The following is a 24312-nucleotide window of genomic DNA, read 5'->3' as shown; positions in this document are numbered from 1 at the left end:
CCATTGCGATTCCGGATTCGCATCCCGGCCCTGCGCTCGGATATGAGCGTACCTGCGAGGTTGCGCACCGAGCGGCCCGCCGCGATATGGGCGGCGCAATGCGGATGATCGCCCAGAAACGGGATTTGGCAACAGTACAAGGCAGGATGGGAACGTGCTCGCACAGAATGCTGTGAATTCGGTACGGACCCGGGTGTCCTCGACATATGTGCTTGCCGCGCTGATCGTCCTGGGGCTGGTCCTGCAGGTGCCGCTGGTGCATGCGGTGGGTGCGTCGGCGCGATTGCAGACCGCGGTGACGATTTTCGCGGGTGTCTTCGTGCAGGCGGTGCCGTTTCTGGCGCTCGGGGTTTTGGTGAGCGGTGGTATCGCGGCCTTCGTCTCACCCGAGGTGCTGCGAAAGGTATTGCCGCGCAACGAGCCCGCCGCGATCGGCGTCGCCGGACTCGCTGGGATGGCGCTGCCCGGCTGTGAATGCGGTGTGGTGCCGGTGGCGCGGCGACTGACCGATCAGGGTGCGCCCGGATCGGTCGCCTTGGCGTTCATGCTGTCGGCCCCCGCGATCAATCCGGTGGTTTTGATCGCCACTGCGGTGGCTTTCCCCGGTGAGCCCGGGATGGTGGCCGCGCGGTTCACCGGTTCGTTGGCCACCGCGTTGGTGATGGGGCTGATCTGGTCGCGAATCGGACGCCCGGCCTGGCTGCTGCCGCGCGGCACCGGACGCGACCATTGTGTGACGGGGCGAACCCGGTGGGAGGTCTTCACCGAGGCCGCACGCCACGATCTCTTGCAGGCCAGCGCATTTCTGGTACTCGGCGCCGCGGCCGCCGCAGCGTTGCATGTCCTGGTTCCGCCTACCTGGTACGAGCGGTTGGCCGGGCAGATGGTGGTCGCGATCCTGATCATGGCGGTGCTGGCGATCGTGCTCGCGTTGTGCTCGGAGGCCGACGCATTCGTCGCGGCGAGCATGTCTACGCTGCCCCTGCTGCCACGGCTGGTCTTCCTGGTCGTCGGTCCCGCCGTCGATGTGAAGCTCTTCGCCATGCAGGCAGGTAGTTTCGGCCGCCGCTTCGCACTGCGCTTCGCCCCCATGACCTTCGCGGTCGCCGTGACCTGCGGCACTGTCGCCGGATACATCTTCCTCGGAGGTGCCCGATGAAGCGAGAAACCCAGAACCTGCTGTTGCTATTCATCGGCGGCACCGTGCTCTGGATAACCCTCGACGGCAACTACCTGCGCTATGTGAAACCGAGTCTCTACCCGTTCTTGCTGATCAGCAGCATCGGTTTCATCCTGCTGGCCCTGATCGCGATCATTCGGGATATTCGCCGCGGTACCGCATCCGACCAGCACAACTACATGCACGGCCACCATGACATTCCTGACCGTGCGGGCTCATTCGGTCGCGACGATGCCCGCCACGTCGACATACGGGGACACCACAACGCGCCCGTGCGTCGCGAGCACGACCACAACCACGGTGCCGGCCGCGCGCAATGGTTGTTGCTCGCGCCGGTCGCGGCGCTCTTGCTCATCGCACCACCCGCGCTGGGTGCGGGGGCGGCGGTAACGAGTTCGCCCGTTCAAGTCGTCCCACGCGACATTGCCGCGGAGCAGCCCAAACTCTGGCCCTTTCCACCGCTGCCTGCCGAGCCGGCGCCGCGCCTGCCGATTGTGGATCTGGTGGATCGGGCGCTACAGGACTCCAGTCACTCCCTGGACGGTCGTGAGGTCACGATCAGTGGGTTCATCATTCGGCCCAAGGATCTCGAGCAGCAGCATCCGGATACGCCCGATGCGGATCTCGCGCGAGTGGTCATCACCTGCTGTGTCGCCGATGCCCGGTATGTACTGGTGCACCTGTCGGGGATGCCGGAGGTGATCGAGGACGATGCGTGGCTCGAGGTCAGGGGTGTCGTCGAATCCGGTAGCGCTCAGCGGGATCCGGATCACACGCCCACCCTCGTCATCACCGCCTACCAGCGGATCGAGGCCCCGGACCGGCCGTACGAACGCGGCCGTTAGCGCCATGATCATCGAGCCGAACGGCGGCAACGCGCGCGGATATGCCAATGTAGGTGTGGTGATACCCAAGTTGATGGCGGTGAGCGACATTCACGTCGGGCACCAGGGGAATCGTCCGGTCGTCGAGCAGATTCGGGCGGATTCGCCCGAGGACTGGCTCATCGTGGCCGGGGACGTCGGGGAGAAGTCCGACGATATCCGCTGGGCGCTGGAACTGCTGCGCGGCCGCTTCGCCAAGGTGATCTGGGTGCCGGGCAACCACGAATTGTGGACCACGGCGAAGGATCCGGTGCAGATGCACGGTGTCGCGCGCTACGACTACCTGGTTTCGATCTGCCGGGATCTCGATGTCATCACACCGGAGGATCCTTTCCCGGTGTGGACCGGCGCGGGGTCCGAGCAGTACGGCGGTCAGGTGACGCTGGTTCCGATGTTCCTGCTCTACGACTATTCGTTCCTGCCCAAGGGCACCACAACGAAGGCCGAGGGGCTCGCCCTGGCCCGGGAACGCAATGTGGTGGCCACCGACGAGTTTCTGCTCGCTCCGGATCCGTACCTGACCAGGGACGCCTGGTGCCACGCCCGCGTCCAGGTCACCAAGCGGAAGCTGGACGCACTGCCACCCGAGACGCCGATCGTGATGATCAATCATTTCCCGCTGGTCCGCCAGCCCACCGAGGTGCTGTGGTACCCGGAATTCGCGCTCTGGTGCGGCACCGATCTGACCGCCGACTGGCACACCAGCTACAACGTCGTCTGCTCGGTCTACGGTCACCTGCACATCCCACGTACCTCCTACTATGACGGCGTGCGCTTCGAAGAGGTGTCGCTCGGCTACCCCCGCGAATGGCAGCGCCGTGGACTGCCCGACCAGTTGCTGCGTCAAATCCTCCCGACGCCGGATTACCCGCCGGGCTCGCTGAACAAATGGGGCGGCCACTTCAAGGTGACACCCGAGATGGAGGCCGCGGCCGCCGAGATGCGCGCCAAAGCCGAGCGTCGCCGCGGCGTCTGACGCTGTCCAGCACGACGGCAGCAATTTGATTCGCAGCGCAACTACTGATTTGGTGTGTACATGGGTAACTCGTCGGGTACGGGCAAACTCATCTGCCCCCTGACCGCCGGACGCCGCTCGCGTGGCACACGAGTCCGGCCTGAAGGTTCGGGGAGGCGGAGGAGCTGATCGAGAAAATTCTTCCCGCTGGCGTGGCTTCGGCAGAGCTCCTGGCGTACCCGGAGGATCTGCAGCCGCATCCGGCCGAAGCGCATCTCATCGAGAAGTCGGTGGAAAAGCGTCGCCGCGACTTCATCGGTGCTCGGCACTGCGCCCGGCTGGCGTTGGCGGAACTGGGTGAGGCTCCGGTCGCGATCGGCAAGGGCGAACGGGGTGCGCCGGTGTGGCCGCGCGGCATCGTCGGCAGCCTGACGCACTGTGACGGCTACCGGGCGGCGGCCCTGGGCCACAAGCTGCGTTTCCGTTCGATCGGCATCGACGCCGAACCGCACGGCACCCTCCCCGACGGCGTGCTCGATTCGGTGAGCCTGCCGCCCGAGCGGGACTGGTTGGCGCGGGTCGATGGGTCCGGCCTGCACCTGGACCGCTTGCTGTTCTGCGCGAAGGAGGCCACCTACAAGGCGTGGTGGCCATTGACCGCGCGCTGGCTCGGCTTCGAGGACGCCCACATCACCTTCACCATCGATGAGAGCTCCGACGGCGCGGGTTCGGGCACCTTCCACAGTCAGATCTTGGTGCCTGGCCAGGTCACCGACGGTGGCGCTCCACTGATTTCCTTCGACGGCCGCTGGATGATCGGCGACGGACTCATCCTGACCGCGATCGTGCACGACTGATGGCCGATCCACGGATCGATGCACTCGGCGGTCTGCTGATCGTCGACAAGGACGGCGGCTGGACCAGTCACGACGTCGTCGCGAGATGTCGAAAACTATTGCGCACCAAAAAGATCGGGCACGCCGGAACGCTCGATCCGATGGCCACCGGCGTACTGGTGCTCGGCGTCGAGCGCGCCACCAAACTGCTCGGCCTGCTCACCCTGACGACCAAGGCCTACACCGCGACCATCCGGCTCGGCCAGGCCACCACTACCGACGATGCCGAGGGCGAAGTGCTCTCGACCGCATCGGCCACTCATCTCGCCGACGCCGAAATCGCTTCGCACACGGCGAAATTGACCGGCGATATCGAACAGGTGCCCGCGACGGTCAGTGCGATCAAGGTGAACGGCGAACGCGCCTATGCCCGGCATCGGGCCGGTGAAGAGGTGCGGCTCGCCGCTCGCCCGGTTACCGTCTCGCGCTTCGATATCCTCGCCCGCCGAGATGTTTCGGAGTTCGTCGACCTGGACGTGGTCGTGGAATGCTCGTCCGGGACCTACATTCGTGCCCTGGCGCGCGATCTGGGCGCCGCCCTCGGTGTCGGTGGTCATCTGACCGCGTTGCGTCGCACCAGGGTCGGCCCGTTCACCCTCGAACACGCCAGAACCCTCGACGAATTGGCCGAATCCGAGGACGCGCCGTTGAACCTGGACATCGACGACGCCATCCGAACCGCATTCCCGCACCGCGATATCGATGACAAACAGGCCGACGATCTGCGCAACGGTCGCTGGCTGGAGCCGGTCGGCATCCCCGGCGTCTACGCCGCCATCGACCCGTCCGGGCGCGCGATCGCGCTATTGCAGGAAAGCGGTAAGCGCGCGGCCTCGGTCATGGTCGTGCGTCCATCGAATTTCTAACCGCGCCGAGCGGTTCCAGCGCACCGAGGAGCGCGCCGACGCAGATGTCGCGCAGTTCGGCGCGGGTGCAGGTACGGTTTTCCAGCCAATCGACCGATAGCACCCGGACGAAGGTCAGCCACCCCATCAGCACCGATGAGGTGAGCTCCCGGATATGGCCTTCGACGCCCATGGCGTCGAGCAGACGGACCCGGAGTTCGCCGAGTTCACCCGAGATGATCGCCTGGATGGTCGGATCGCCCGCGAGCAGGCGATTGGCGGCCACCACGGTATTGGCGTTGGCCTCGAAATAGTCGAAGTGCTCGTCGAGTCCGGCCGCGAGTTGTTCGGGCAGCGGGGTTTCGGTATCGAGTTTCGTGGCGACCAGCAGGCGATCGGCGGCCAGTTGGTAGACGCCCGCGAAGAGGTCGCGTTTGGTCGGGAAGTGACGGTAGAGCAGGGCGCGCGAAACACCGGCCGCCGCCGCGACATCCTCCATCAGCACCGCATCGTAGGCGCGTTCGGCGAACAGTTTCGCGCCCGCGTCCAGTAGCAGGCGGCGGCGTTCGTCTGGGGCGAGGCGGCGGCGAGTCACCTTCGTAAGCTTAGTTGACGTATGTCTACTAAGCGTCGTAGGGTCGGGCTTAGTAGACATACGTCTACTACTGAAGGGAGGAATTCATGACCTCGGCACTCAAATGGCTGTCCATGGCGATGGGCATTGTCATCGTGGGTATCGGCATCTTCCACATGGCCGCCGGTATCGACGGCATCCCCGATATGGGCTCCTCCGGCGTGACCGCCGATAGCCAGACCCGCTTCTTCGGTGGCATCTTCGTCGGCTATGGCCTCGCCTGGATCTGGGCCGCCCGCCAAGTCCCGATCTCGACACTCGCGGTGCGCTGGCTCGCTGGAATCTTTCTACTGAGCGGCATCGCCCGCTTGATCTCGGTCGCTGTCCACGGCTGGCCGCACTGGTTCCAAATCGTCCTCACCGCAATAGAATTCGCCATGCCACCGATTTTCTTCTGGCTGGCGGCCAGCCACGAAAAGCGCGCTCACGTCACCACCGAAACCGTGCCCGCCGCTGGCTGAGCGGCTTCGGTAGGTATCGCATATCGATGGCCTATCTCGCGAGGGTGTGCCCGATGCGAGGTAGGTAGTGGTGATGCGTCGACAGGTGCGGAAAAAGTGCGACGAAGTGGTGGGCAAGGCTGTGCGCGCGGTTTCCAGGGGCCTTGACCTGTGGTAACTCCGGGGCACGGCGATGCGATAGGGGTACCGGAGGATGTTCTTGCCGCGGACGCGGTGGCCGCGGCGGCGTGCGGTGGTGACGACTCGTCACCACCGGCACGCGAGTCAGTCGCTGAGCCAGATGGCCTCGGCGGCGGGGCGGCCGAGATCGATGGTGCGGTCCCCGATACGAATGGCTATGGTGCCCGCGAAGTCTCGGCGCTCCACCACGACGATCGGCGTATCGAGGGCGATGCCGACCGAATCGAAGTAGCGCAGCATATCCGGATCGGAATCGGAAATCCGTGCGACATGGCCGGATTCGCCCGCGCGGAAATCGCTGAGCTGGCGGGCGGGCGGCGTCGGCACCGCACCGTCGACCGAGGGAATGGGATCACCGTGCGGATCCCGGTCCGGATAGCCGAGTTTCGCGTCGATCCGCGCCATCAGTAACTCCGAAACCGCGTGCTCGAGCACCTCGGCCTCATCGTGCACCTCATCCCAGCCGTAGCCGAGTTCATTGACGAGGAATGTCTCGATCAGCCGATGTCTGCGCACCATGGCGACAGCGGCGCGGCGCCCGTGTTCGGTAAGCGTGATGGAACCGTACCGAGCGTGTTCGACCAGGCCTTGATCGGCGAGCTTACGAACTGCCTCCGAGACGGTGGAAGCCGAGACGCCGATCCGTTCGGCGAGCAATTTAGTCGAGACCTTTTCCTGCGACCACTCCTGAGCGGTCCAGATCACTTTCAAATAGTCCTGGGCGACCGAGGTGAGCTCCGGCGCAATCGTCGCGGTGCTGCCGTGGGGGCCTGTGGTCTCGGTCGGCTGCGCTGCGGTGTCGGCCAGCTCGCGTCTGGTTGCGATGTCTCGTTTACCGGGCACATCTTCGAGCTTATGCATAGGACTCGGGATTCACACATTCAGCCACTTGAACACTCGGTGCCGTTGTCCGACAGCACCGATCCGGCTCGCCGATCCGTCGGTTTCGGCTGGTCGGGGCCGCTCTCGGGTTCGCCGTTGTGCGGTCGGCCCCGCTGAGCGCAACGATGCGGGTGGGCGGTGTTCCGCCGAGTTCGGCGGCAAGGTAGCTCGGCTGCGAGGAGCACCGCGATATCCGGTTCGCCGTGTATCTCGACATAATGGGCGTTCGCCAACGGCACCTCGGGAGCGACTCCGGATTCGGCTTGTGGGAGTCACTGTCGTCACCGTCTGAACCAGCAATTCACCCCATGTACACACGGAGCTCGGTACAGGAGAGTGGATGGACACCTCCGAATACTGTTCGCCCCGCATTTTGCGTAGGCTGCGGACTGTGCAGAGATGGCGAAGCCTCGATGACGTACCCGCGGACTGGGGGCGGTGCGTACTCACGATCGGCGTATTCGACGGTGTGCATCGCGGCCATGCGCAGCTGATCAGCCGGGCCGTGAAGTCCGCTGCCGCACGGGGAGTTCCGGCAGTGTTGATGACCTTCGATCCGCACCCGATGGAAGTGGTGCGCCCCGGCTCGCATCCGGCGCAGTTGACCACACTTACCCGGCGCGCGGAACTGGCCGAGGAATTGGGCGTCGACGTGTTCTGCGTGATGCCCTTCACCCAAGAATTCATGAAGCTGACCCCGGCGCGCTACGTACACGATCTGCTGGTCGAGCGGCTCCATGTGACCGAGGTCGTGGTCGGTGACAACTTCACCTTCGGTAAGAAGGCCGCGGGCACCATCGAGACCATGCGCGAGCTGGGTGGGCGCTTCGGTTTCGAGGTCGACGGCGTGAAACTCCTCGGCGAGCACGCGGTCACCTTCTCCTCCACATACATCCGCGCCTGCGTCGACGCGGGCGATATGGCCGCGGCCGCCGAGGCCCTCGGCCGTCCGCACCGGGTCGAGGGTGTGGTCGTGCACGGCGACGGCCGCGGCCGCGAGCTCGGCTTCCCGACCGCGAATATCGCGCCGCCCATGTATGCCGCCATTCCGGCCGATGGCGTCTACGCGGGCTGGTTCACCGTGCTCGGTCCCGGTCCGACCATCGGCACCGTGACACCGGGGGAGCGTGCGATGGCCGCGATCTCCATCGGCACCAACCCGACCTTCTCCGGGCGCGCCCGCACCGTCGAGGCCTACGTACTCGACAGTGAAGCCGACCTCTACGGCCAGCACGTCGCGGTCGATTTCGTCGAGCATCTGCGCGGTATGCGCAAATTCGATTCCATCGACGAACTCCTCGAGGCGATGGCCCGCGACGTCGAGAACACGCGCAAGGTCCTTACCGCCGCCGCCGACTCCTGACCGGATTCGGTTGACGCGAGGGCGTCGGGTAGGGTGGATCCTCGGGTTTGCTGCGGTCCGCGGCGGCACCCGGCCGGGTAACCGGAATCCTCGAGCGCGGAACTGAGAAATAGGAGTGGATGCCCCATGGCGCTGACCACCGAGCAGAAGTCGGCCATTCTCGCCGAGTACGGCGTGCACGAGAAGGACACCGGTTCCCCGGAGGCGCAGATCGCGCTGCTGTCCAAGCGGATCGCCGACATCACCGAGCACCTGAAGAAGCACAAGCACGACCACCACACCCGCCACGGCCTGATGGCGCTGATCGGTCGTCGCAAGCGCCTGTCGAAGTACCTCGCCGACAAGGACATCCAGCGCTACCGTTCGCTGATCGAGCGCCTGGGTCTGCGGAGGTAATTTCTTGCAGCGCCTGCGGCGCCGCGTGTTCGCGGCCCCCTGGTGTCTCGCGTCCGAGCCGTCGAGACTCGCGACTTCGTCGCATGCGCTTCGACGACTCGGACGCGAGACGGGCCGCGAACGTCGCTCGTAAGACTCGCTCCGTGGTGGTCGGGTCGGGCGTACAAGCGCTCGACACGCTGCTCAGCAGAGCCGGTCGGTCAGGTGGCCAACGGGGAGACGTACAATCTCCCCGTTGGCTATATGTGTATGAGGGGTATTCACAGCCCGTTTGCACGACAACATTGCACAGCCGTATGCACCCGCCCGCGTGGCGTCGGTCTTCGGTAGTGGCCTCCCGGCAGGCGCGCAGTCGCCGGCGGGCTTCGATCGATGACCGCCTCCGCGTCGCCGTTTCCAAGGGGATCCGGCCGGGTGTGCGCGTCGCAGCCAGGAGGGTTGCCGCGCGTCCGGATCCGGTACGGCTGACGACAGCTGGATCGCGCCTACTCGGCGCTCGATCCAGCGAAGACGAGAGGTTGAGAGCAGAAATATGTCTGAAACAACTACATCTTCGGCCATCGAGGTCGAACCCGGTGTATTCGAATCCGTCGCGCTGATCGATAACGGCACCTTCGGAACCCGCACCGTCCGCTTCGAGACCGGCCGGCTGGCCCGCCAGGCCGCCGGTTCGGTCGTCGCCTACCTCGACGACGAGAACATGCTGCTGTCCGCGACCACCGCCGGCAAGCACCCCAAGGATCAGTTCGACTTCTTCCCGCTGACGGTCGACGTCGAAGAGCGCATGTATGCCGCGGGCCGCATCCCGGGTTCGTTCTTCCGCCGGGAGGGCCGCCCGTCCACCGATGCGATCCTGACCTGCCGCCTGATCGACCGTCCGCTGCGTCCGTCCTTCGTCGACGGCCTGCGTAACGAAATCCAGGTCGTTGTCACCGTGCTGAGCCTGGACCCGAACGATCTGTACGACGTCGTGGCGATCAACGCCGCATCCGCGTCGACTCAGATCTCGGGCCTGCCGTTCTCCGGTCCGGTCGGCGGCGTGCGCGTCGCGCTGATCGACGGCCAGTGGGTCGCCTTCCCGACCGTCGAGCAGCTCGAGGGCGCGGTCTTCGACATGGTCGTCGCCGGCCGGGTCGTCGAATCCGGTGACGTGGCCATCATGATGGTCGAGGCCGAGGCCACCGATAAGGTCATCGAACTGATCGAGGGCGGCGCGCAGGCGCCGACCGAGGCCGTGGTGGCGCAGGGCCTCGAGGCCGCCAAGCCGTTCATTGCCCGCCTGTGCAAGGCGCAGCAGGATCTGGCCTCGCTGGCGGCCAAGCCCACCGAGGAGTTCCCGCTCTTCCCGCCGTACGAGGCCGATGTCTACGAGGCCGTCGAGGGCACCGCCAAGCGTGAGCTGGGCGAGGCGCTGAGCATTGCCGACAAGCAGGAGCGCGAGGCGAAGATCGATGAGATCAAGCTCGCCGTGCTGGACCGGCTCGCCGACGACTTCACCGGTCGCGAGAAGGAACTGGGCGCCGCTTTCCGGTCGGTCACCAAGAAGCTGGTGCGCCAGCGCATCCTGTCCGATGGCTTCCGCATCGACGGTCGCGGGCTGGCCGATATCCGTGCCCTGTCCGCTGAGGTCGCCGTGATCCCGCGGGCGCACGGTTCGGCGCTGTTCGAGCGTGGCGAGACCCAGATCATGGGCGTCACCACCCTCGATATGGTGAAGATGGCACAGCAGGTCGACTCGCTCGGCCCGGAGACCTCCAAGCGCTACATGCACCACTACAACTTCCCGCCGTTCTCCACCGGTGAGACCGGTCGGGTCGGTTCGCCGAAGCGTCGCGAGATCGGCCACGGCGCGCTGGCCGAGCGGGCGCTCATCCCGGTGCTGCCGAGCCAGGAGGAGTTCCCGTACGCCATCCGTCAGGTCTCGGAAGCGTTGGGCTCCAACGGTTCCACCTCGATGGGCTCGGTCTGCGCCTCGACCCTGTCGCTGCTGAACGCCGGTGTGCCGCTGAAGGCGCCGGTCGCCGGCATCGCCATGGGCCTGGTGTCGGACACTGTCAAGAACGACAACGGTGAGGAAGAGGTCCGCTACGTCGCACTGACCGACATCCTCGGTGCCGAGGATGCCTTCGGCGACATGGACTTCAAGGTCGCGGGCACCCCGGACTTCGTCACCGCGCTGCAGTTGGACACCAAGCTGGACGGCATCCCCTCGCAGGTGCTGGCCGGTGCGCTGAGCCAGGCCCACGATGCCCGCACCACCATCCTGGAGGTCATGGCCGAGGCCATCGCCACCCCGGATGAGATGAGCCCTTACGCTCCGCGCGTCACCGCGATCAAGATCCCGGTCGACAAGATCGGTGAGGTCATCGGCCCGAAGGGCAAGGTGATCAACCAGATCACAGAGGAGACCGGCGCCAATATCTCCATCGAGGACGACGGCACTGTCTACGTCGGCGCGACCAACGGTCCGGCGGCACAGGCGGCGATCGACCAGATCAACGCCATCGCCAACCCACAGCTGCCCAAGGTCGGCGAGCGCTTCCTCGGCACGGTCGTCAAGACCACCGCCTTCGGCGCGTTCGTTTCGCTGCTTCCCGGCCGCGACGGTCTGGTGCACATCTCCAAGCTGGGCAACGGCAAGCGCGTGGCCAAGGTCGAAGATGTGGTGAACGTCGGCGACAAGCTGCGCGTGGAAATCGCCGATATCGACAACCGCGGCAAGATTTCGCTGGTGCCGGTCGACGAGAACGCCGACGAGCCCGCGGCGGCCGAAACCGCTGATGCGGGCCAGGCGGAGACCGAGTAGTACTTGTCTCTGTGACGAAGAAGAAGACGGCAACCCCTCTGCTCCGCGGCGAGCAGGGGGGTTCGTCTCTGGAGCTGCGGATGGACCAGATGCGGGGCACCGAGGCGGGGGTACGGCGCACCGTATTACCCGGCGGGCTGCGCGTGGTCACCGAACATGTGCCTGGCGTGCGTTCGGCATCGATCGGGGTCTGGGTGGGCGTCGGATCGCGCGATGAGGGACCGACCGTCGCTGGTGCCGCGCATTTCCTGGAACACCTGCTGTTCAAGGCGACGCCGACGCGTTCGGCGTTGGATATCGCGCAGGCGATGGACGCGGTCGGCGGTGAGCTCAACGCGTTCACCGCGAAGGAGCAGACCTGCTACTACGCCCACGTCCTCGACGAGGATCTGTCGCTGGCCGTCGATATGGTCTCCGATGTCGTACTCAACGGCCTGTGCCGGGCCGAGGATGTCGATGTCGAGCGTCAGGTGGTGCTCGAGGAGATCGCCATGCGCGACGACGATCCGGAGGACCTGGTCGGCGACGCATTCCTATCCGCGCTCTTCGGTGATCATCCGATCGGGCGTCCGGTGATCGGCTCCATCGAAACTATCGAGGCGATGAACGCCAACCAGCTGCGCAGCTTCCATCTGCGCCGCTACCGGCCGGACCGGATGGTTGTCGCGGTCGCGGGCAATGTGGAGCACGAACACACCGTGGAATTGGTGCATCGCGCGTTCGCGCCGCGGCTCGACCTGACCGCCGAGCCGGCGCCCCGCCGCGAGGGCCGCTTTCGGCCGCACAGCGCACCAGCGCTGCAGTGGAGCCATCGCGACAGCGAACAGGCACATCTGGCCTTCGGTGTGCGGGCGTTCGGGCGGCACGAGGGGGAGCGGCGCTGGCCGTTGTCCGTGCTCAATACCGTGGTCGGCGGTGGCCTGAGTTCCCGCCTGTTCCAACGCATTCGGGAGGAACGCGGGCTGGCGTACTCGGTGTACTCCAGCGTGGACACCTTCGCCGATACCGGCGCGTTCTCGGTGTACATCGGCTGTCAGCCCGAAAATCTCGGCAAGGTGGCGACACTGGCGCGCGGGGTGCTGGAAGAGATTGCGGCCAATGGCATTACCGACGCCGAGTGCGCGCGGGCGAAGGGTTCGTTGCGCGGTGGGTTGGTGCTCGGCTTGGAGGATTCGGCATCGCGGATGAACCGGATCGGTCGCAGCGAACTGAGTTACGGCAACCATCGCAGCGTCTCCGAGACACTGGCCCGCATCGATGCGGTAACCACCGAGGAGGTTTCCGCGATCGCCCGCACCCTGCTGGCGCGGCCGTTCGCCGCCTCGGTGGCCGGACCGTATCGGCGCACCCGGGATTTGCCCGCCGCGGTACGGCGATTGGTCGAGAGCTGAGAGAGATGTGTCGGCCACACCGCCGGTGCTGCCGACGCCTCGCGGGTCAGCTCAGTCGCTGTGGGCGCGGTTCGCTGCCTCGACGATCGAAGGCAGCAGGCCGGGTAGGGCATGGTCGAGATCCTCGGAGCGCAGGCGCTGGCAGGTCTGTCCGTCGATAATCAGTCGCTCGATGACACCGGCTTCGCGCAGAATTTTGAAGTGGTGGGTGGCGGTCGACTTGTTGATCACCTCGTAGAGCGCACCGCAGCGCACGGCAGTACCCGCATTGCTCAGCCGGCGCACCATCTCCAGCCGCACGGGATCCTGTAAAGCGCCGAGCACGGCGGGTAACGGGGCGACCGGCGTCGCCTCGGTGGCCGATTCCTTGGTTTCGGTCATGATCTACCTCACAGTGGTTTGATGACCATCGTACCGGCTGTATCGTCGTTTGAAGTTCGATCATCATCAAACTTACCTGATCGGGGTTCCGATGGCAGCGACAATGACGGTGGCGGCCGACCAGCAGACCTCACAGCGCTGGGCATACGCGCTGATTTTGGCGGCGAGCGGGGTGGCGCTCGGCGTGTCCGGGGTACCCGCGCCGCTGTACGGCATGTACCAGAAGCAATGGCATTTCACGCCGCTGACGACGACCTTCGTCTTCGCGGTCTACGCCTTCGCGGCGTTGGCCGCGGTGCTGGTCTCGGGGCGCATCTCTGATGTGGTCGGTCGCAAGCCGGTGCTGCTCGGCGCATTCGCCACCATGATCATCGGGCTCGTGGTGTTCCTGTTGGCCGACAATGTCGCGATGCTGCTGGTGGCGCGGGCGCTGCACGGATTGGCTGTCGGCTCGACGGTGGTCGCCGGTGCCGCGGCACTATTGGATCTACGGCCCAAGCACGGTGCGCGGACTGGTCAGCTCAGCGGCGTTGCTTTCAATGTCGGTATGGCCGTGGCGATTCTGGGTTCAGCATTGCGGGCGCAATACGCACCGCATCCGCTGCGCACGCCGTATGTCGTCATCACGGTGGTGTGCCTGCTCATCGGCGTCGGTGTCATCGCACTGCGGGAACCGCACACTGCTCGCATTGCCGGACGCATCACGATCGCGAAACCGGCGGTGCCGCAGGAGATTCGCGGTGACTTCTGGTTCTCGGCGCTGGGCGTGATGGCGGCTTGGTCGGTGCTCGGCGTACTGCTGTCGCTGTATCCCTCGCTCGCCTCGGCCGAGACCGGCATTCACAATCTGGTCTTCGGTGGCGCTGTCGTCGCCTCGACCGCCGTCGCCGGTGCCACGGCGCAGCTGTTCGCGACCGGAATTCCGGCGCGGCGCGCGGCAATCGGCGGCGATACCGGCATGGCGGTGGCACTGGTCCTCACGGTGCCCGCATTGCACACCGGTAACTGGGTCGTGGTGCTGCTGGCCGGAGTGTTGCTCGGCGCGACCTTCGGACTCGGCTTCGGCGGTTCGCTGCGGCATCTGTCCGAGGTTGTACCGCAGCACAAGCGGGGCGAGACCATGTCGGCCTACTACCTGCTCGCCTACTCGGCCATGGCGTTGCCGACCGTTCTCGCCGGATGGGCGGCCACTGAATGGGGGCTGAGCGAGGTGTTCCCGTGGTTCGTCGGTGCGGTCGCATTCGCCTGCCTGGTCGCGGCGGGGCTGGGGCTGCGTCGTAATCAGGAATCGAAAACGCAAGGGGTGCAGGGGTAGCCGATCATGTCCGGTGGTCGGCGAGTGACAGCCCGGCCACCTGGATGTGGGCTGTGCTGGCCCTTTCAGGGCGCGGGTGAAGGCGTGCGGGAGGCTCGAGCGTTGCCGAGAGCAGGCGGTTTTGGCCCCCGGTGCATTGCTTCACCACTGATAACGGCGCGCTTCGGGCCAAACCAGCTGTACCGTGTGAGATGTGCAGTTGCGGTACACCTTTCGCATCGCTTGTGGAGTGCGGGTAAGACCGGAATCCGTTCCGGCGCTGCGCGGTGAAGCGGGAACCCGCCGACAGACCGCAACGGTCCAGTAGGAATCGCCTCCGTCTACGGAGGCGAGGATGTCAACATGCGGTGATGCGATGGGGAGACGGATGGGTAACCGACTACACCGCGCGGCACTGTTGTTCGCGGTGTTGGGTGCGGTTGTCGGTGGATTGGTGATCGTCGGGTTGACCTGGTGGTTGCTGTGGTGGCTGTTGGGCGCTGAGTCCGCGACGCCGAATCAGTTGGATCTCACCAAGATCGCGCTATCGGTGGCCGCCGGGGTTGGTGGAGCGGTCGCGCTGGTGGTGGCGTATCGGCGGCAGCGGGATCTGGAGCGCGGGCGATTCGCGGAGCTGTTCGGGGCGGCGGCGCGGCAGCTAGGGGATGCGGATCCGGCTGTTCGGATCGCCGGAGTGTATGCGATGGCGGGGGTGGCTGATGAGTTCTCGGCACCGACTCGCAGGCAGCAGTGCATCGATGTGTTGTGCGGGTATTTGCGGCTGCCCTATGACCCGGCCGGTGGATCCGATCACCTTGTCTCGCGGGTTGAATCGGCCGACGAGGCGGGAACGAAGGTCGAACGGGTCTTCCAGTTCCGGCACAGCGATGGCGAGGTGCGCCGGACTATTGTCAAGGTGATCGCCGACCATCTGAAGCGGTCCGCGGATGTCTCCTGGTCGGCGTGTGACTTCACCTTCAACGGCGCGGTCATCGAGAAGGCCGACTTCCGGTACGCCGTCTTCGCGGGCAGGCACACGTCGTTCGCACGGGCGGTCTTCAGCGATAAAACCATGTTCGAGCGAGCACTGTTTGTGGGTCAGCATGTTACGTTCCGCGATGCGATCTTCCGGGACGGTCCGGTGTCGTTCGACCGGGCGGAGTTCGGTTCGAATCGTGTCGAAAAGGCCGAATTAGCCGGATTCGGGACCACATTCGCCGGTGTTGCCTTCGAAGGCGCGGTGTCGTTCGAGGGCGTCGGTTTCATCGGCCCACGCACGACATTTGCCGGAGCTCGCTTCCTCGGCCCTCGAACCTCCTTCCAGGACGCGACGTTCCGGGCGGAATTCACCTCGTTCGAGCGCGCCGTCCTTGACGGCGCGCACATCGCTTTCGACCGCGCTGAATTCGCAAGTCCACGTACGACATTCGAGGCGACACAGTTCTACGCCACGCTCACCGCCTTCGACGAGGCGAAGATCGGTGCGCATCATCGACTACGCAACCGTGGCACTCGCGAAACGAACTTCTCGCAGGCCGAGTTCCATGGGGGTGTCAGATTCCCGCGGACGGTGCTCGGCGGGCGCACGGTCGACTTCACCGAGGGTGACTTCTTCGGCGATATCTCGTTTCTCGGCACACGTTTTGCCGCCCACGAAATCCATTTCGATCGGCCGAAGGCGTGGGTGGGCACGCATTTCGACTGGGATGACGCGCCCACCCGTAAACCAACGAGCGTCAAGCCGAATCCATGGCCGCCGAACGCCGCGGTGTGATGGTTATGTCGGCCAGCCACCGTAGGGGACGGTGATCAGTTCCATGAAGTGACCACTGGGGTCGAGGAAATAGACGCCGCGACCGCCATCGTTGTGGTTGATCTCGTTGACGCCCTGTTGCCGGGGGTCGGCCCAATGCTCCAGTTTGTAGCGCTGGATCTTGGCATAGGCCGCATCGAACTCGGCCTCGGAGATCAGGAATGCGTAGTGCTGGGGCTGGATTTCGGTGATGTGCGGTGGCACGTTCGCGAAGTCGAAGGTGACGCCATTACCCGTTGGCAACGGGATGAACGGGCCCCATTCCTTTCCTAGTTCCAAACCCAGGATGTCCGACCAGAATTCGGCGGACACCCTATTGTCGCGACACCCGACAATGGTGTGATTGAACTGTACTGACAGGGGATTTCTCCTTGTATCGTGACGGTCCCGACCCCGGGCTCGGTACAAGGCGGCCTACGGGAGCACCGTCACGGGCGTCGAGGTTAGCCAATCGGGCTCCATCGTGCCACCCCCGAGTGATGCGGGCCATGGTGGTCTGTCTGTGACGGCGCGCGGTAGCGTCGGTGGAATGAAGATTCGAGGGGCGGTCCTGGAGCGGATCGCAGCGCCCACACCGTTCGCCGAGTCGGCGCCGATCACCGTCTGCGAGCTGGACCTGGGGGAGCCGGGTTCGGGTGAGTTGCTGGTGCGGATCGAGGCTGCCGGGCTGTGTCATTCCGATCTATCGGTGGTCGACGGAAACCGGGTGCGACCAGTGCCGATGCTGCTCGGACACGAAGCTGCGGGCATTATCGAAGCGATCGGACCCGGTGACAGTGACGTCGCGGTGGGGCAGCGCGTGGTGATGACCTTCCTGCCGCGCTGCGGGGAGTGCGCGGGCTGTGCGAGTGACGGGCGCACGCCGTGCGGGCCGGGCAGTGTCGCCAATAATGCGGGGGAGCTATTGAACGGCGGGCGGCGGCTGCATCGGGAGGGCGCGGAGGTGCACCATCACCTCGGCGTGTCCGCCTTTGCGACGCATGCCGTCGTCGATCGTCGATCAGTGGTTCCGGTCGATGCCGATGTGCCGCCGGAGGTCGCCGCGGTACTGGGCTGCGCGGTGCTCACCGGTGGTGGTGCGCTGCTCAACTCCGCGAAACCCGGTGTGGCCGACCGGATTATGGTCGTGGGGCTCGGCGGCGTGGGTATGGCGGCGGTGCTCGTCGCGGTGTCGCTCGGTGAGCACGAGGTGATCGCTGTTGATACTGTGCCGGAAAAGCTCGCTCTCGCAAGGGAACTCGGTGCGAGCGCCGCGTACACTCCGGCCGAACTCGCGGAACGCGGCATTCAGGCCGATGTCGTGGTCGAGGCCGCGGGCAATGTTCGTGCCTTCGAAACGGCTGTGGCCGCAACAGGACCCGGCGGTACGACCGTCACTGTCGGATTGCCCGCCCCCGACGCACGCGCGAGTATTTCGCCCCTCGCGCTGGTCGCTCAGGGGCGCACCATCATTGGCAGCTATCTCGGCTCGGCGGTGCCATCTCGGGATATTCCGGAGTTCGTCCGCATGTGGCGCGAGGGTCGATTGCCCGTCGAGAAGCTGGTGTCTTCGCACGTCGGGTTGGACGAAATCAACCACGCCATGGATGAGCTTGCCGCCGGGCATGCGCTGCGGCAGGTGATTGTGTTCGATTGACATCCTCGTCTCCGTGAACCGAGGCGATTCCTACTAGCGCGGTGCTGTGCGGCAATCACGGGTGCCCGGTGTCGAGAGCGTCGACGAATCGTTCTAGAAGACGGGCGAATTCAATGCGCTCGCGGTCTGTCCATTCCGACATCGCGGCGGCCATGGTGGCGCGGCGGCCCTCGCGTGCCGCTGTGACGACGGTGTGTCCTGCGGGAGTAAGTCGCAGGACAGCTCGCCTGCCGTCCTGCTGATCCGCCACCCGCTCGAGGTGACCGGATGACACCGCCTGGGCGACAAGGCGACTCGCTCGTGGCTGATCGACGCCCAAGGCCGGGGCCAGGGTTCCGACAGTGTCGGCATTCGCACCGGCTACGGCGTCTAGCACCCGGAATACCGCGATCGGTACAGGCGAATCACTGCCCAGCGCCCCACGGGTCTGGCGCCGCCGAATCCGCACCATCGCCGCCTCGACGGCCGCGGTCACCGCATCGTGCTCTTCCATCCGTTCTACTTTCATGTCATAGTACATGTAAATGTAATTCTACATGCTTTGGAGGAACGATGGCAGCGCAACGTCCGATCGGCTACTGGCTGAAGGAACTCGACCGCAGGATCGACGCCCGCTTCGAAGACGATCTGGCCGCCTCCGGCCTGACCCGCCGCCACTGGCAGATCCTGCACTCACTCGCCGAAGGTCCCCGCTCCGCTTCGGACGTCCGCGACGGTCTCGCCCCTTTTTGGAAAGACCCTTCGGAGTGGGGCGTCCAACTCGCGCAGCTGGTGGCTCGCGGTGACATCACCGACGATTCGGGCACCCTGGCCCTCACCGAGGCGGGCCACACCACCCACCATCAAGCCTTCACGCTGATCGGTAAGCGCCGCCGCGCCATGCTCGACGGGATCACCGACGATCAGTACGTCGAGACCGTTCGCCTCCTGGAAAGAATGGCCGAGAACATGGCCGGAGCCTGAGCGCTCGCGTCGATCACCGGAGGTCAGCGGACCGGGAGGGGAGCGGGTCGATAGGCTGGCGGAGTCGTTGATGGAATTAGGAGGTGCGGTGACCATTCGGGTCGGAGTGCTCGGTGCGCGGGGGAAAGTCGGTCAGGCGATCTGTGCGGCGGTGCAGGCGGCCGACGATCTGGAGTTGGTCGCGACCGTCGACAAGGACGATTCGCTCGAGTCGTTCACCGAGTCGGGCACCCAGGTGGTCGTCGACTTCACCAACCCCGATGTTGTGATGGGGAATCTGAAGTTCCTGGTGGAACGCGGAATTCATGCGGTGGTCGGGACCACCGGATTCGATGAGGCCCGCCTGGACGAGGTGCGCGGCTGGTTGGCCGGGCGACCGGAGACCGGTGTGCTCATCGCGCCGAACTTCGCCATCGGCGCGGTGCTGTCCATGCGCTTCGCCGAGCAGGCGGCGCGGTTCTTCGATTCGGTCGAGGTCGTCGAGCTGCATCATCCGAACAAGGTCGACGCACCCTCGGGCACCGCATATCGCACCGCGGGCCTGATCGCCGCCGCGCGGAACAAGGCCGGAGTCGGCCGCAGCCCCGACGCCACCACCCAGGAACTCGAGGGCGCCCGCGGCGCCGATGTCGATGGCGTGCGGGTGCATTCGGTGCGTCTAGCCGGACTCGTCGCACATCAGGAGGTGCTCTTCGGCACCCAGGGCGAAACCCTCACCATCCGGCACGATTCCATCGACCGATCCTCCTTCGCCCCCGGCGTACTGCTCGGCGTCCGCGAGATCGCCAATCGCCCCGGCCTGACCGTCGGGCTCGACCCGTTCCTGGATCTATGACACCGGAACCGGTCCAGCCGGAGGACCAAGGCTCGGACACCGACTCGGGCGGTGGCGGCGCGCGCGGCAGGGACGTCCGCAAGCTCGTCGCATTCATCGCGGTCTTGGTCGTCGTCCTCGGCTTCTACTTCCTGCTGCTCGGCCGCATCGCACTCAGCCTCATCGGTTCCGGCGACATCGCCGCCGCTGTCATCGGGATCGGCGTCCTTATCCTGCCGCTGCTCGGCGTCTGGATAGTCGTCGCCACCCTCCGCGCTGCCTTGGCCCACCAACACCTCGCTCGCCGAATCCACGACGAGGGCCTGGAACTCGACACTTCGAACCTCCCCCGTCGCCCCTCCGGCCGCATCGAACGCGCCGCCGCAGACGAACTCTTCAACAAGGTCAAACAGGAATGGGAGGCCGACCCGGACAACTGGCGTGTCTCCTACCGTCTAGCCCGCGCCTACGACTACGCCGGCGACCGCACCCGAGCCCGCGAAACCATGCGCCGCGCAGTCGCCCTGGAAAAACTGGACCACACCCCATGATCCGCCTTTGGATATCGAACCCGCGCTCGAGAACAACCCCTCGAAGAACCTGTTCCCCTGGAGCAAAGACCCCCAATACAGAACAGTCCCCGGTAGTCTCCATCGAAATCGTGAGTTTCAGTCGTCGCTGACAGCTCCGATATTCGACTGGCTTGCCGGGGGCCTGGCCAGATCCTTGAAAGCCCTCCGATGTCTTTGGACGTCTCCGCCGACGTCTTCGGCACTTTCTGGTTATCTGGTGTAAACCTCTATTTTCCTCCTAGTTCGTCGCTAGTCAATAGCCCAGGGCCCTTGAATTCACTCGAATTCCAGGTCGGCAGTACGCTGCTGGGTGTGCCTCGGCTGCTGATCATTCATCACACTCCGTCGCCGCATATGCAGGCCATGTTCGAGGCGGTTGTCGCGGGGGCGACGGATCCGGAGATCGAAGGGGTGGCGGTCGAGCGCAGGGCAGCTCTGGCGGTTACCGCGAGCGACGTGCTATCAGCCGATGGTTATCTGCTCGGTAGCCCGGCGAATCTCGGTTATATGTCCGGTGCGCTCAAGCATGCGTTCGATACGTTCTATTACCCGTGCCTGGACTCGACGCGCGGTCGGCCGTTCGGCTTCTATCTGCACGGCAATGAGGGCACCGAAGGTGCGGAGCGCGGCGTGCGAAACGTGACCACCGGACTCGGCTGGGAGCAGGTTGCCGCGCCGGTCATCGTGATGGGAGCGCCAGGTAAACAGGACATCCAGCAGTGCTGGGAACTCGGCGCGACCGTCGCGGCGCAGCTCATGGGATAAATGCGCCCGTCCCCCGAATTTTGGTGTCTGACTGGTATCCCGCGGGTCCGTGCATACTACGAGGTGACGTTGTAGCGGAGGGGATGTGGACGAGTTTGCTCGGGAACGGAGTATCGAGGTGATGTGGGCCGAAGGGGGCGAAACAGCACCGCGCCGGATCGGGCTGGTCGAAGATCACGAATCGGTGGCGATAGGGCTTGCCGCGATGCTGGCACCGGAACCCGATCTCGATTTGGTGCTGACCGCGGGGACCGTACCGGAACTGCTGGCGGCGGCGGCGAATAGCGCCCCGCTGGATCTGGTCGTTCTCGATTTGCGACTGGCAGACGGATCCTCGCCCGACGACAATGTGCGCGCGCTGCGCACCCGCGGCGTCGAGGTCCTGGTATTCACCGCCGCGGATAACGCATTCCTGGTGCGCGCCGCGGCGAAGGCCGGGGTACTCGGCGTGGTGCGTAAATCCGAGGATGTGCCGACGGTGGTCGCGGCGGTGCGTCGGGCCGCCTCGGGTGAGCAGGTGGTGACCACCGACTGGGCCGCCGCCATCGATGGCGATCCGCAGCTGTCCGACGTTGGTCTGAGCCCGCGCCAGGAAGAGGTGCTCACGCTCTACGCCTCCGGTGAGAAGGCCTCCCGCGTCGCGCGGCTGACGGGCCTGTCCGAGCAGACTGTCAACGACTATCTGGGGCGCATCCGGCAGAAGTACGCCGATGCGGGTCGTCCGGCGCCCACCAAGACCGACCTCTACAAGCGGGCGGTGGAGGACGGATGGCTACCGGTCCCTGAGCGGCATCTGCGCGCATGAGCGAGCGACCATGACCACCTCCGCAATCGCGGGCATACCGGAACCGAGCGCCAGCGAGGCGCGGGTATGACCGCGTCCAGCGCGCTGGACACCTCTACCACCACTGCGAGCGCCGTCGACCCGTTCCGGGCCAGTCGATGGCGCCGTGGGCGGACCGCGGTGTCCAGGGAGAAGATTGTCGAAGCGGCATCGGATCGCATTCTGCGCCGCATGGGTCTGGCCGTCGGCATCGCCGGTGTGATCGTCGCGATCGTCGAGCTACCCGATATCGCAGACCAGGCCAAATTCGTCTCCGGCCCGTGGGCGAGCCTGGTGGTCGGTGTGGCGCTCGGCTGGTTCCCGGTGCTCGCGGTCGTCTCGTTCACCATGGGCCGCAGGGCGATTCGTGTGGTGGCAGGGGCGGCGGCGGTGAGTTATCTTGCGGCGCTTGCGACCATCCCGTTCATCTATGCCGTGCCGTTGACCGACACCACCTCGGTGTGGATGTATCGGGTACTCGCGCTCGGCGTGCTGGCAGCCGTATTGGCCTGGCGTCCGGCGCTGGCCAGCGGCTATCTCCTGGTCGCCGCGGCCACCGCGGCACTGGGGAACCGGTATGCGGTGCCCAGCACGACGAGCTGGTCCCTCATCGGCGATTTCGCCAGGGCCGCTGGCCTGTGCGCACTATTTCTGTGGTGCTGCATCTTCGCGCTCGCGGCGGCGGCGCGGGTGGACCGGGAATCGGTGATCGCGAGCCGACGTGCGGCCGCCGTGGCCGGCGCCGCGGCCAGGGATCGTGAGCGTGCCCGCTTCGCGGCATTGATCCACGACGCGGTGCTGTCGACCTTGCTCGACGCCTCGCGCGCAGGTGCCGAATCGCCGGTGCTGCGCAGTCAGGCCGAACGCACGCTGGAACAACTCGACGAGTGTCGCGGCACCAATACCGAACCCGACCGACTGGACGCACAATCGGCGATCGGCTTCCTGCGCTCGGCGATCTACGCGGTGAATCCGGGCATCCGATTCACCGCGCGCCGCTGGGCCGGACTCGATGACCTGCGCCTGCCGGTGCATGCGGCGGGCACCATCGCCGCAGCCCTGGCCGAGGCGGCGCGAAATAGTCTGCGCCACGCCACCGTTGCGGGCCGCACCGTACAGCGCACCGTCACGGTGACGATCAGTGCGGGTGGTATCCGTGTCGTATTCCGTGATGACGGCGCGGGTTTCGATCTGGACCGGGTGCCCGCCGATCGTCTCGGAGTCTCGGTCAGCATCCTCGGCCGGATGCGTCAGCTTGCTGGTGGCGCGGGATTCGTGGAATCCCAACCGGGAGAGGGGACCACGGTGACCCTGGTCTGGGGTGGCGATGGCTGATACCGATAACGAATTCGGCCTGCGCGATCTGCTCGGGCTGCGGGACCGCTCGGCCTGGCTCTTCCTGGTCATCTTCGAGGCCACGATCCTGCTGTACATGGTGCGCAACTTCGCCGAGTCTCCGCTGCTTCTGGCCGCGACCGCGCTGGTCTTGGTAGCCGGTGCCGGAGTGCTGGTCCTGGTGATTCCGGTCGATCCGCTGCCGCTGCCCGCGGCCATCGCGGTGGCCGCGGCCGGTCCGATCGCGGCGGCGCTGACCACCGTGAGTATCGACCACGGCCTGTCCAAGCAGGTCTGGACCGCCTTCGCGTCGTCCTATGTGCTCGCGGTGCTGGTGGTGCGCGGCCGATTGGGAGTGGCGTGGTGTGGCGTCGCGGGCATCGCGGCGGTGATCGCGGTGGTGGGCGCGACGAACGGTCTGCGGGTGGTGGTCGGATCCATCGTGCCGATTGCCACGGTGGCCGGGGTCTCCATCGGTGCCGCGGTCATGCGGCCGATGCAGCGCTCGCTGCGGCTGCTGCGCGAGGAGGCGACCATGCGCGCGGCCGCCGAGGCGACCATGGCCGCGCAGAACGGCGAGCGAGATCGGCAACTGGCTCGGCTCGACAAGGTGGCCCGGCCGATTTTGGAACGCATCGCCGAAGGCGCGGAACTCACCGCGGGCGAACGTGAAGAGTGCAGGCTGCTCGAGGCCGAACTTCGCGATGGTCTGCGCGCTCCGCAATTGGTGACCGACGCCTTGAGCAGTGCCGCGCGTGGTGCGCGCTCGCGCGGCGTCGAGGTGGTGCTGCTCGACGACGGTGGATTCGCCGGTGTACCGAAATGGGTGCGCCAACAGGTGATCGAATCGGCGACCAGGGAATTGGATGCGGCCAATGCCGGTTCGGTGACCGTGCGGGTATTGCCGATGGGCCGACGGGTGCTTGCCACGGTGCTCGCGAACGCACCCGACCGGGATCGGCGGACCGAGATCGACACCGCAGGCGCGGTCTCGGTCTCGACGTAGCGTTGTACCGTTTCTCGCACCCTTCCGGCAGGCAGTC

25 protein-coding genes are annotated in these 24312 nt (G+C 65.8%); 20 read left to right on the top strand and 5 right to left on the bottom strand.

The window, feature by feature from the left end:
* The first annotated feature begins 154 nt into the window (after window positions 1-154).
* The 5 genes from ACIBG0_RS13180 (at window position 155) to truB (ending at window position 4781) form a co-directional block, all read left to right on the top strand.
* Window positions 155-1159: a permease gene (locus ACIBG0_RS13180; protein WP_397032146.1), complete on the top strand. Its 1005-nt coding sequence runs from the start codon at window positions 155-157 to the stop codon at window positions 1157-1159.
* Window positions 1156-2025 (top strand): TIGR03943 family putative permease subunit, encoded by an 870-nt coding sequence (locus ACIBG0_RS13175; RefSeq protein ID WP_397032145.1) that lies wholly within the window; start codon window positions 1156-1158, stop codon window positions 2023-2025. The genes ACIBG0_RS13180 and ACIBG0_RS13175 overlap by 4 nt, the downstream gene beginning before the upstream one ends.
* A gap of 58 nt (window positions 2026-2083) precedes the next feature.
* Complete coding sequence (locus ACIBG0_RS13170) at window positions 2084-3040, top strand: metallophosphoesterase family protein (RefSeq protein ID WP_397032676.1); 957 nt, start codon at window positions 2084-2086, stop codon at window positions 3038-3040.
* A gap of 164 nt (window positions 3041-3204) precedes the next feature.
* Entirely contained in the window at window positions 3205-3876 is a 672-nt protein-coding gene (gene npt / locus ACIBG0_RS13165) for a 4'-phosphopantetheinyl transferase Npt (protein WP_397032674.1), read from the top strand.
* Window positions 3876-4781: a tRNA pseudouridine(55) synthase TruB gene (gene truB / locus ACIBG0_RS13160; RefSeq protein WP_397032143.1), complete on the top strand. Its 906-nt coding sequence runs from the start codon at window positions 3876-3878 to the stop codon at window positions 4779-4781. Before npt ends, truB begins: the two co-directional genes overlap by 1 nt.
* Here the strand turns inward: truB and ACIBG0_RS13155 are convergent.
* Complete coding sequence (locus ACIBG0_RS13155; protein WP_397032141.1) at window positions 4753-5355, bottom strand: TetR/AcrR family transcriptional regulator; 603 nt, start codon at window positions 5353-5355, stop codon at window positions 4753-4755. The two genes, truB and ACIBG0_RS13155, sit on opposite strands and share 29 nt — an antisense overlap.
* A gap of 86 nt (window positions 5356-5441) precedes the next feature.
* On the opposite strand from ACIBG0_RS13155, the gene ACIBG0_RS13150 reads away from it, so the two are divergent.
* A complete protein-coding gene (locus tag ACIBG0_RS13150) occupies window positions 5442-5855 on the top strand; it encodes a DUF4345 domain-containing protein (protein ID WP_397032139.1) in 414 nt (137 codons plus the stop codon).
* A gap of 264 nt (window positions 5856-6119) precedes the next feature.
* Here ACIBG0_RS13150 and ACIBG0_RS13145 read toward each other — a convergent pair whose 3' ends face one another.
* Window positions 6120-6896, bottom strand: coding sequence for a metal-dependent transcriptional regulator (locus ACIBG0_RS13145; RefSeq protein WP_397032137.1), 777 nt, complete (start codon window positions 6894-6896; stop codon window positions 6120-6122).
* 412 nt (window positions 6897-7308) lie between these two features.
* On the opposite strand from ACIBG0_RS13145, the gene ACIBG0_RS13140 reads away from it, so the two are divergent.
* The 4 genes from ACIBG0_RS13140 (at window position 7309) to ACIBG0_RS13125 (ending at window position 12873) form a co-directional block, all read left to right on the top strand.
* Window positions 7309-8280, top strand: a complete 972-nt coding sequence (locus tag ACIBG0_RS13140) for a bifunctional riboflavin kinase/FAD synthetase (protein WP_397032135.1) — start codon at window positions 7309-7311, stop codon at window positions 8278-8280.
* A gap of 126 nt (window positions 8281-8406) precedes the next feature.
* Window positions 8407-8676 (top strand): 30S ribosomal protein S15, encoded by a 270-nt coding sequence (rpsO, locus tag ACIBG0_RS13135; RefSeq protein ID WP_063044519.1) that lies wholly within the window; start codon window positions 8407-8409, stop codon window positions 8674-8676.
* A 532-nt stretch (window positions 8677-9208) separates the two neighbouring features.
* A complete protein-coding gene (locus ACIBG0_RS13130; RefSeq protein ID WP_397032133.1) occupies window positions 9209-11482 on the top strand; it encodes a polyribonucleotide nucleotidyltransferase in 2274 nt (757 codons plus the stop codon).
* Between the two features lie 80 nt (window positions 11483-11562).
* Window positions 11563-12873 carry a M16 family metallopeptidase gene (locus tag ACIBG0_RS13125; protein ID WP_397032131.1) on the top strand — a complete coding sequence of 437 codons (1311 nt, stop codon included), beginning with the start codon at window positions 11563-11565 and terminating at the stop codon, window positions 12871-12873.
* Between the two features lie 51 nt (window positions 12874-12924).
* Here ACIBG0_RS13125 and ACIBG0_RS13120 read toward each other — a convergent pair whose 3' ends face one another.
* Complete coding sequence (locus ACIBG0_RS13120) at window positions 12925-13254, bottom strand: ArsR/SmtB family transcription factor (protein WP_397032129.1); 330 nt, start codon at window positions 13252-13254, stop codon at window positions 12925-12927.
* Between the two features lie 79 nt (window positions 13255-13333).
* Here ACIBG0_RS13120 and ACIBG0_RS13115 point away from each other — a divergent pair, with 79 nt between their 5' ends.
* Both ACIBG0_RS13115 and ACIBG0_RS13110 read left to right on the top strand, forming a co-directional pair.
* The gene (locus ACIBG0_RS13115; RefSeq protein ID WP_397032672.1) at window positions 13334-14569 is read left to right on the top strand and encodes an MFS transporter; all 1236 of its coding nucleotides are present in this window, start codon (window positions 13334-13336) and stop codon (window positions 14567-14569) included.
* 367 nt (window positions 14570-14936) lie between these two features.
* Window positions 14937-16322 carry a pentapeptide repeat-containing protein gene (locus ACIBG0_RS13110; protein WP_397032127.1) on the top strand — a complete coding sequence of 462 codons (1386 nt, stop codon included), beginning with the start codon at window positions 14937-14939 and terminating at the stop codon, window positions 16320-16322.
* Between the two features lie 3 nt (window positions 16323-16325).
* On the opposite strand, the gene ACIBG0_RS13105 is transcribed toward ACIBG0_RS13110, so the two are convergent.
* A complete protein-coding gene (locus ACIBG0_RS13105; RefSeq protein WP_397032670.1) occupies window positions 16326-16721 on the bottom strand; it encodes a VOC family protein in 396 nt (131 codons plus the stop codon).
* A gap of 169 nt (window positions 16722-16890) precedes the next feature.
* Between ACIBG0_RS13105 and ACIBG0_RS13100 the strand changes: the two genes are divergently transcribed.
* Window positions 16891-17997: a zinc-binding dehydrogenase gene (locus tag ACIBG0_RS13100; protein ID WP_397032125.1), complete on the top strand. Its 1107-nt coding sequence runs from the start codon at window positions 16891-16893 to the stop codon at window positions 17995-17997.
* Between the two features lie 55 nt (window positions 17998-18052).
* On the opposite strand, the gene ACIBG0_RS13095 is transcribed toward ACIBG0_RS13100, so the two are convergent.
* Window positions 18053-18505 (bottom strand): MarR family winged helix-turn-helix transcriptional regulator, encoded by a 453-nt coding sequence (locus ACIBG0_RS13095; RefSeq protein WP_397032123.1) that lies wholly within the window; start codon window positions 18503-18505, stop codon window positions 18053-18055.
* Between the two features lie 44 nt (window positions 18506-18549).
* On the opposite strand from ACIBG0_RS13095, the gene ACIBG0_RS13090 reads away from it, so the two are divergent.
* The 7 genes from ACIBG0_RS13090 (at window position 18550) to ACIBG0_RS13060 (ending at window position 24275) form a co-directional block, all read left to right on the top strand.
* On the top strand, window positions 18550-18960 hold the full coding sequence (locus ACIBG0_RS13090; RefSeq protein ID WP_397032122.1) for a MarR family winged helix-turn-helix transcriptional regulator: 411 nt from the start codon (window positions 18550-18552) through the stop codon (window positions 18958-18960).
* Window positions 18961-19048: 88 nt separating this feature from the next.
* On the top strand, window positions 19049-19795 hold the full coding sequence (dapB, locus tag ACIBG0_RS13085) for a 4-hydroxy-tetrahydrodipicolinate reductase (protein WP_397032120.1): 747 nt from the start codon (window positions 19049-19051) through the stop codon (window positions 19793-19795).
* Window positions 19792-20325 carry a hypothetical protein gene (locus ACIBG0_RS13080; protein ID WP_397032119.1) on the top strand — a complete coding sequence of 178 codons (534 nt, stop codon included), beginning with the start codon at window positions 19792-19794 and terminating at the stop codon, window positions 20323-20325. Before dapB ends, ACIBG0_RS13080 begins: the two co-directional genes overlap by 4 nt.
* Window positions 20326-20658: 333 nt before the next feature.
* On the top strand, window positions 20659-21111 hold the full coding sequence (locus ACIBG0_RS13075) for a flavodoxin family protein (protein ID WP_397032669.1): 453 nt from the start codon (window positions 20659-20661) through the stop codon (window positions 21109-21111).
* A 121-nt stretch (window positions 21112-21232) separates the two neighbouring features.
* On the top strand, window positions 21233-21916 hold the full coding sequence (locus ACIBG0_RS13070; RefSeq protein WP_397032667.1) for a response regulator: 684 nt from the start codon (window positions 21233-21235) through the stop codon (window positions 21914-21916).
* 66 nt (window positions 21917-21982) lie between these two features.
* Window positions 21983-23269 carry an ATP-binding protein gene (locus tag ACIBG0_RS13065; protein ID WP_397032117.1) on the top strand — a complete coding sequence of 429 codons (1287 nt, stop codon included), beginning with the start codon at window positions 21983-21985 and terminating at the stop codon, window positions 23267-23269.
* Window positions 23262-24275: a hypothetical protein gene (locus ACIBG0_RS13060; protein WP_397032116.1), complete on the top strand. Its 1014-nt coding sequence runs from the start codon at window positions 23262-23264 to the stop codon at window positions 24273-24275. The genes ACIBG0_RS13065 and ACIBG0_RS13060 overlap by 8 nt, the downstream gene beginning before the upstream one ends.
* Window positions 24276-24312 lie beyond the last annotated feature (37 nt).

Origin of the sequence: Nocardia sp. NPDC050630 (genome assembly GCF_044457245.1) — a bacterium.
Classification (GTDB): domain Bacteria; phylum Actinomycetota; class Actinomycetes; order Mycobacteriales; family Mycobacteriaceae; genus Nocardia.
The sequence above is the reverse complement of the archived record's forward strand: the minus strand, read 5'-3'. Positions and strand labels throughout refer to the sequence as shown.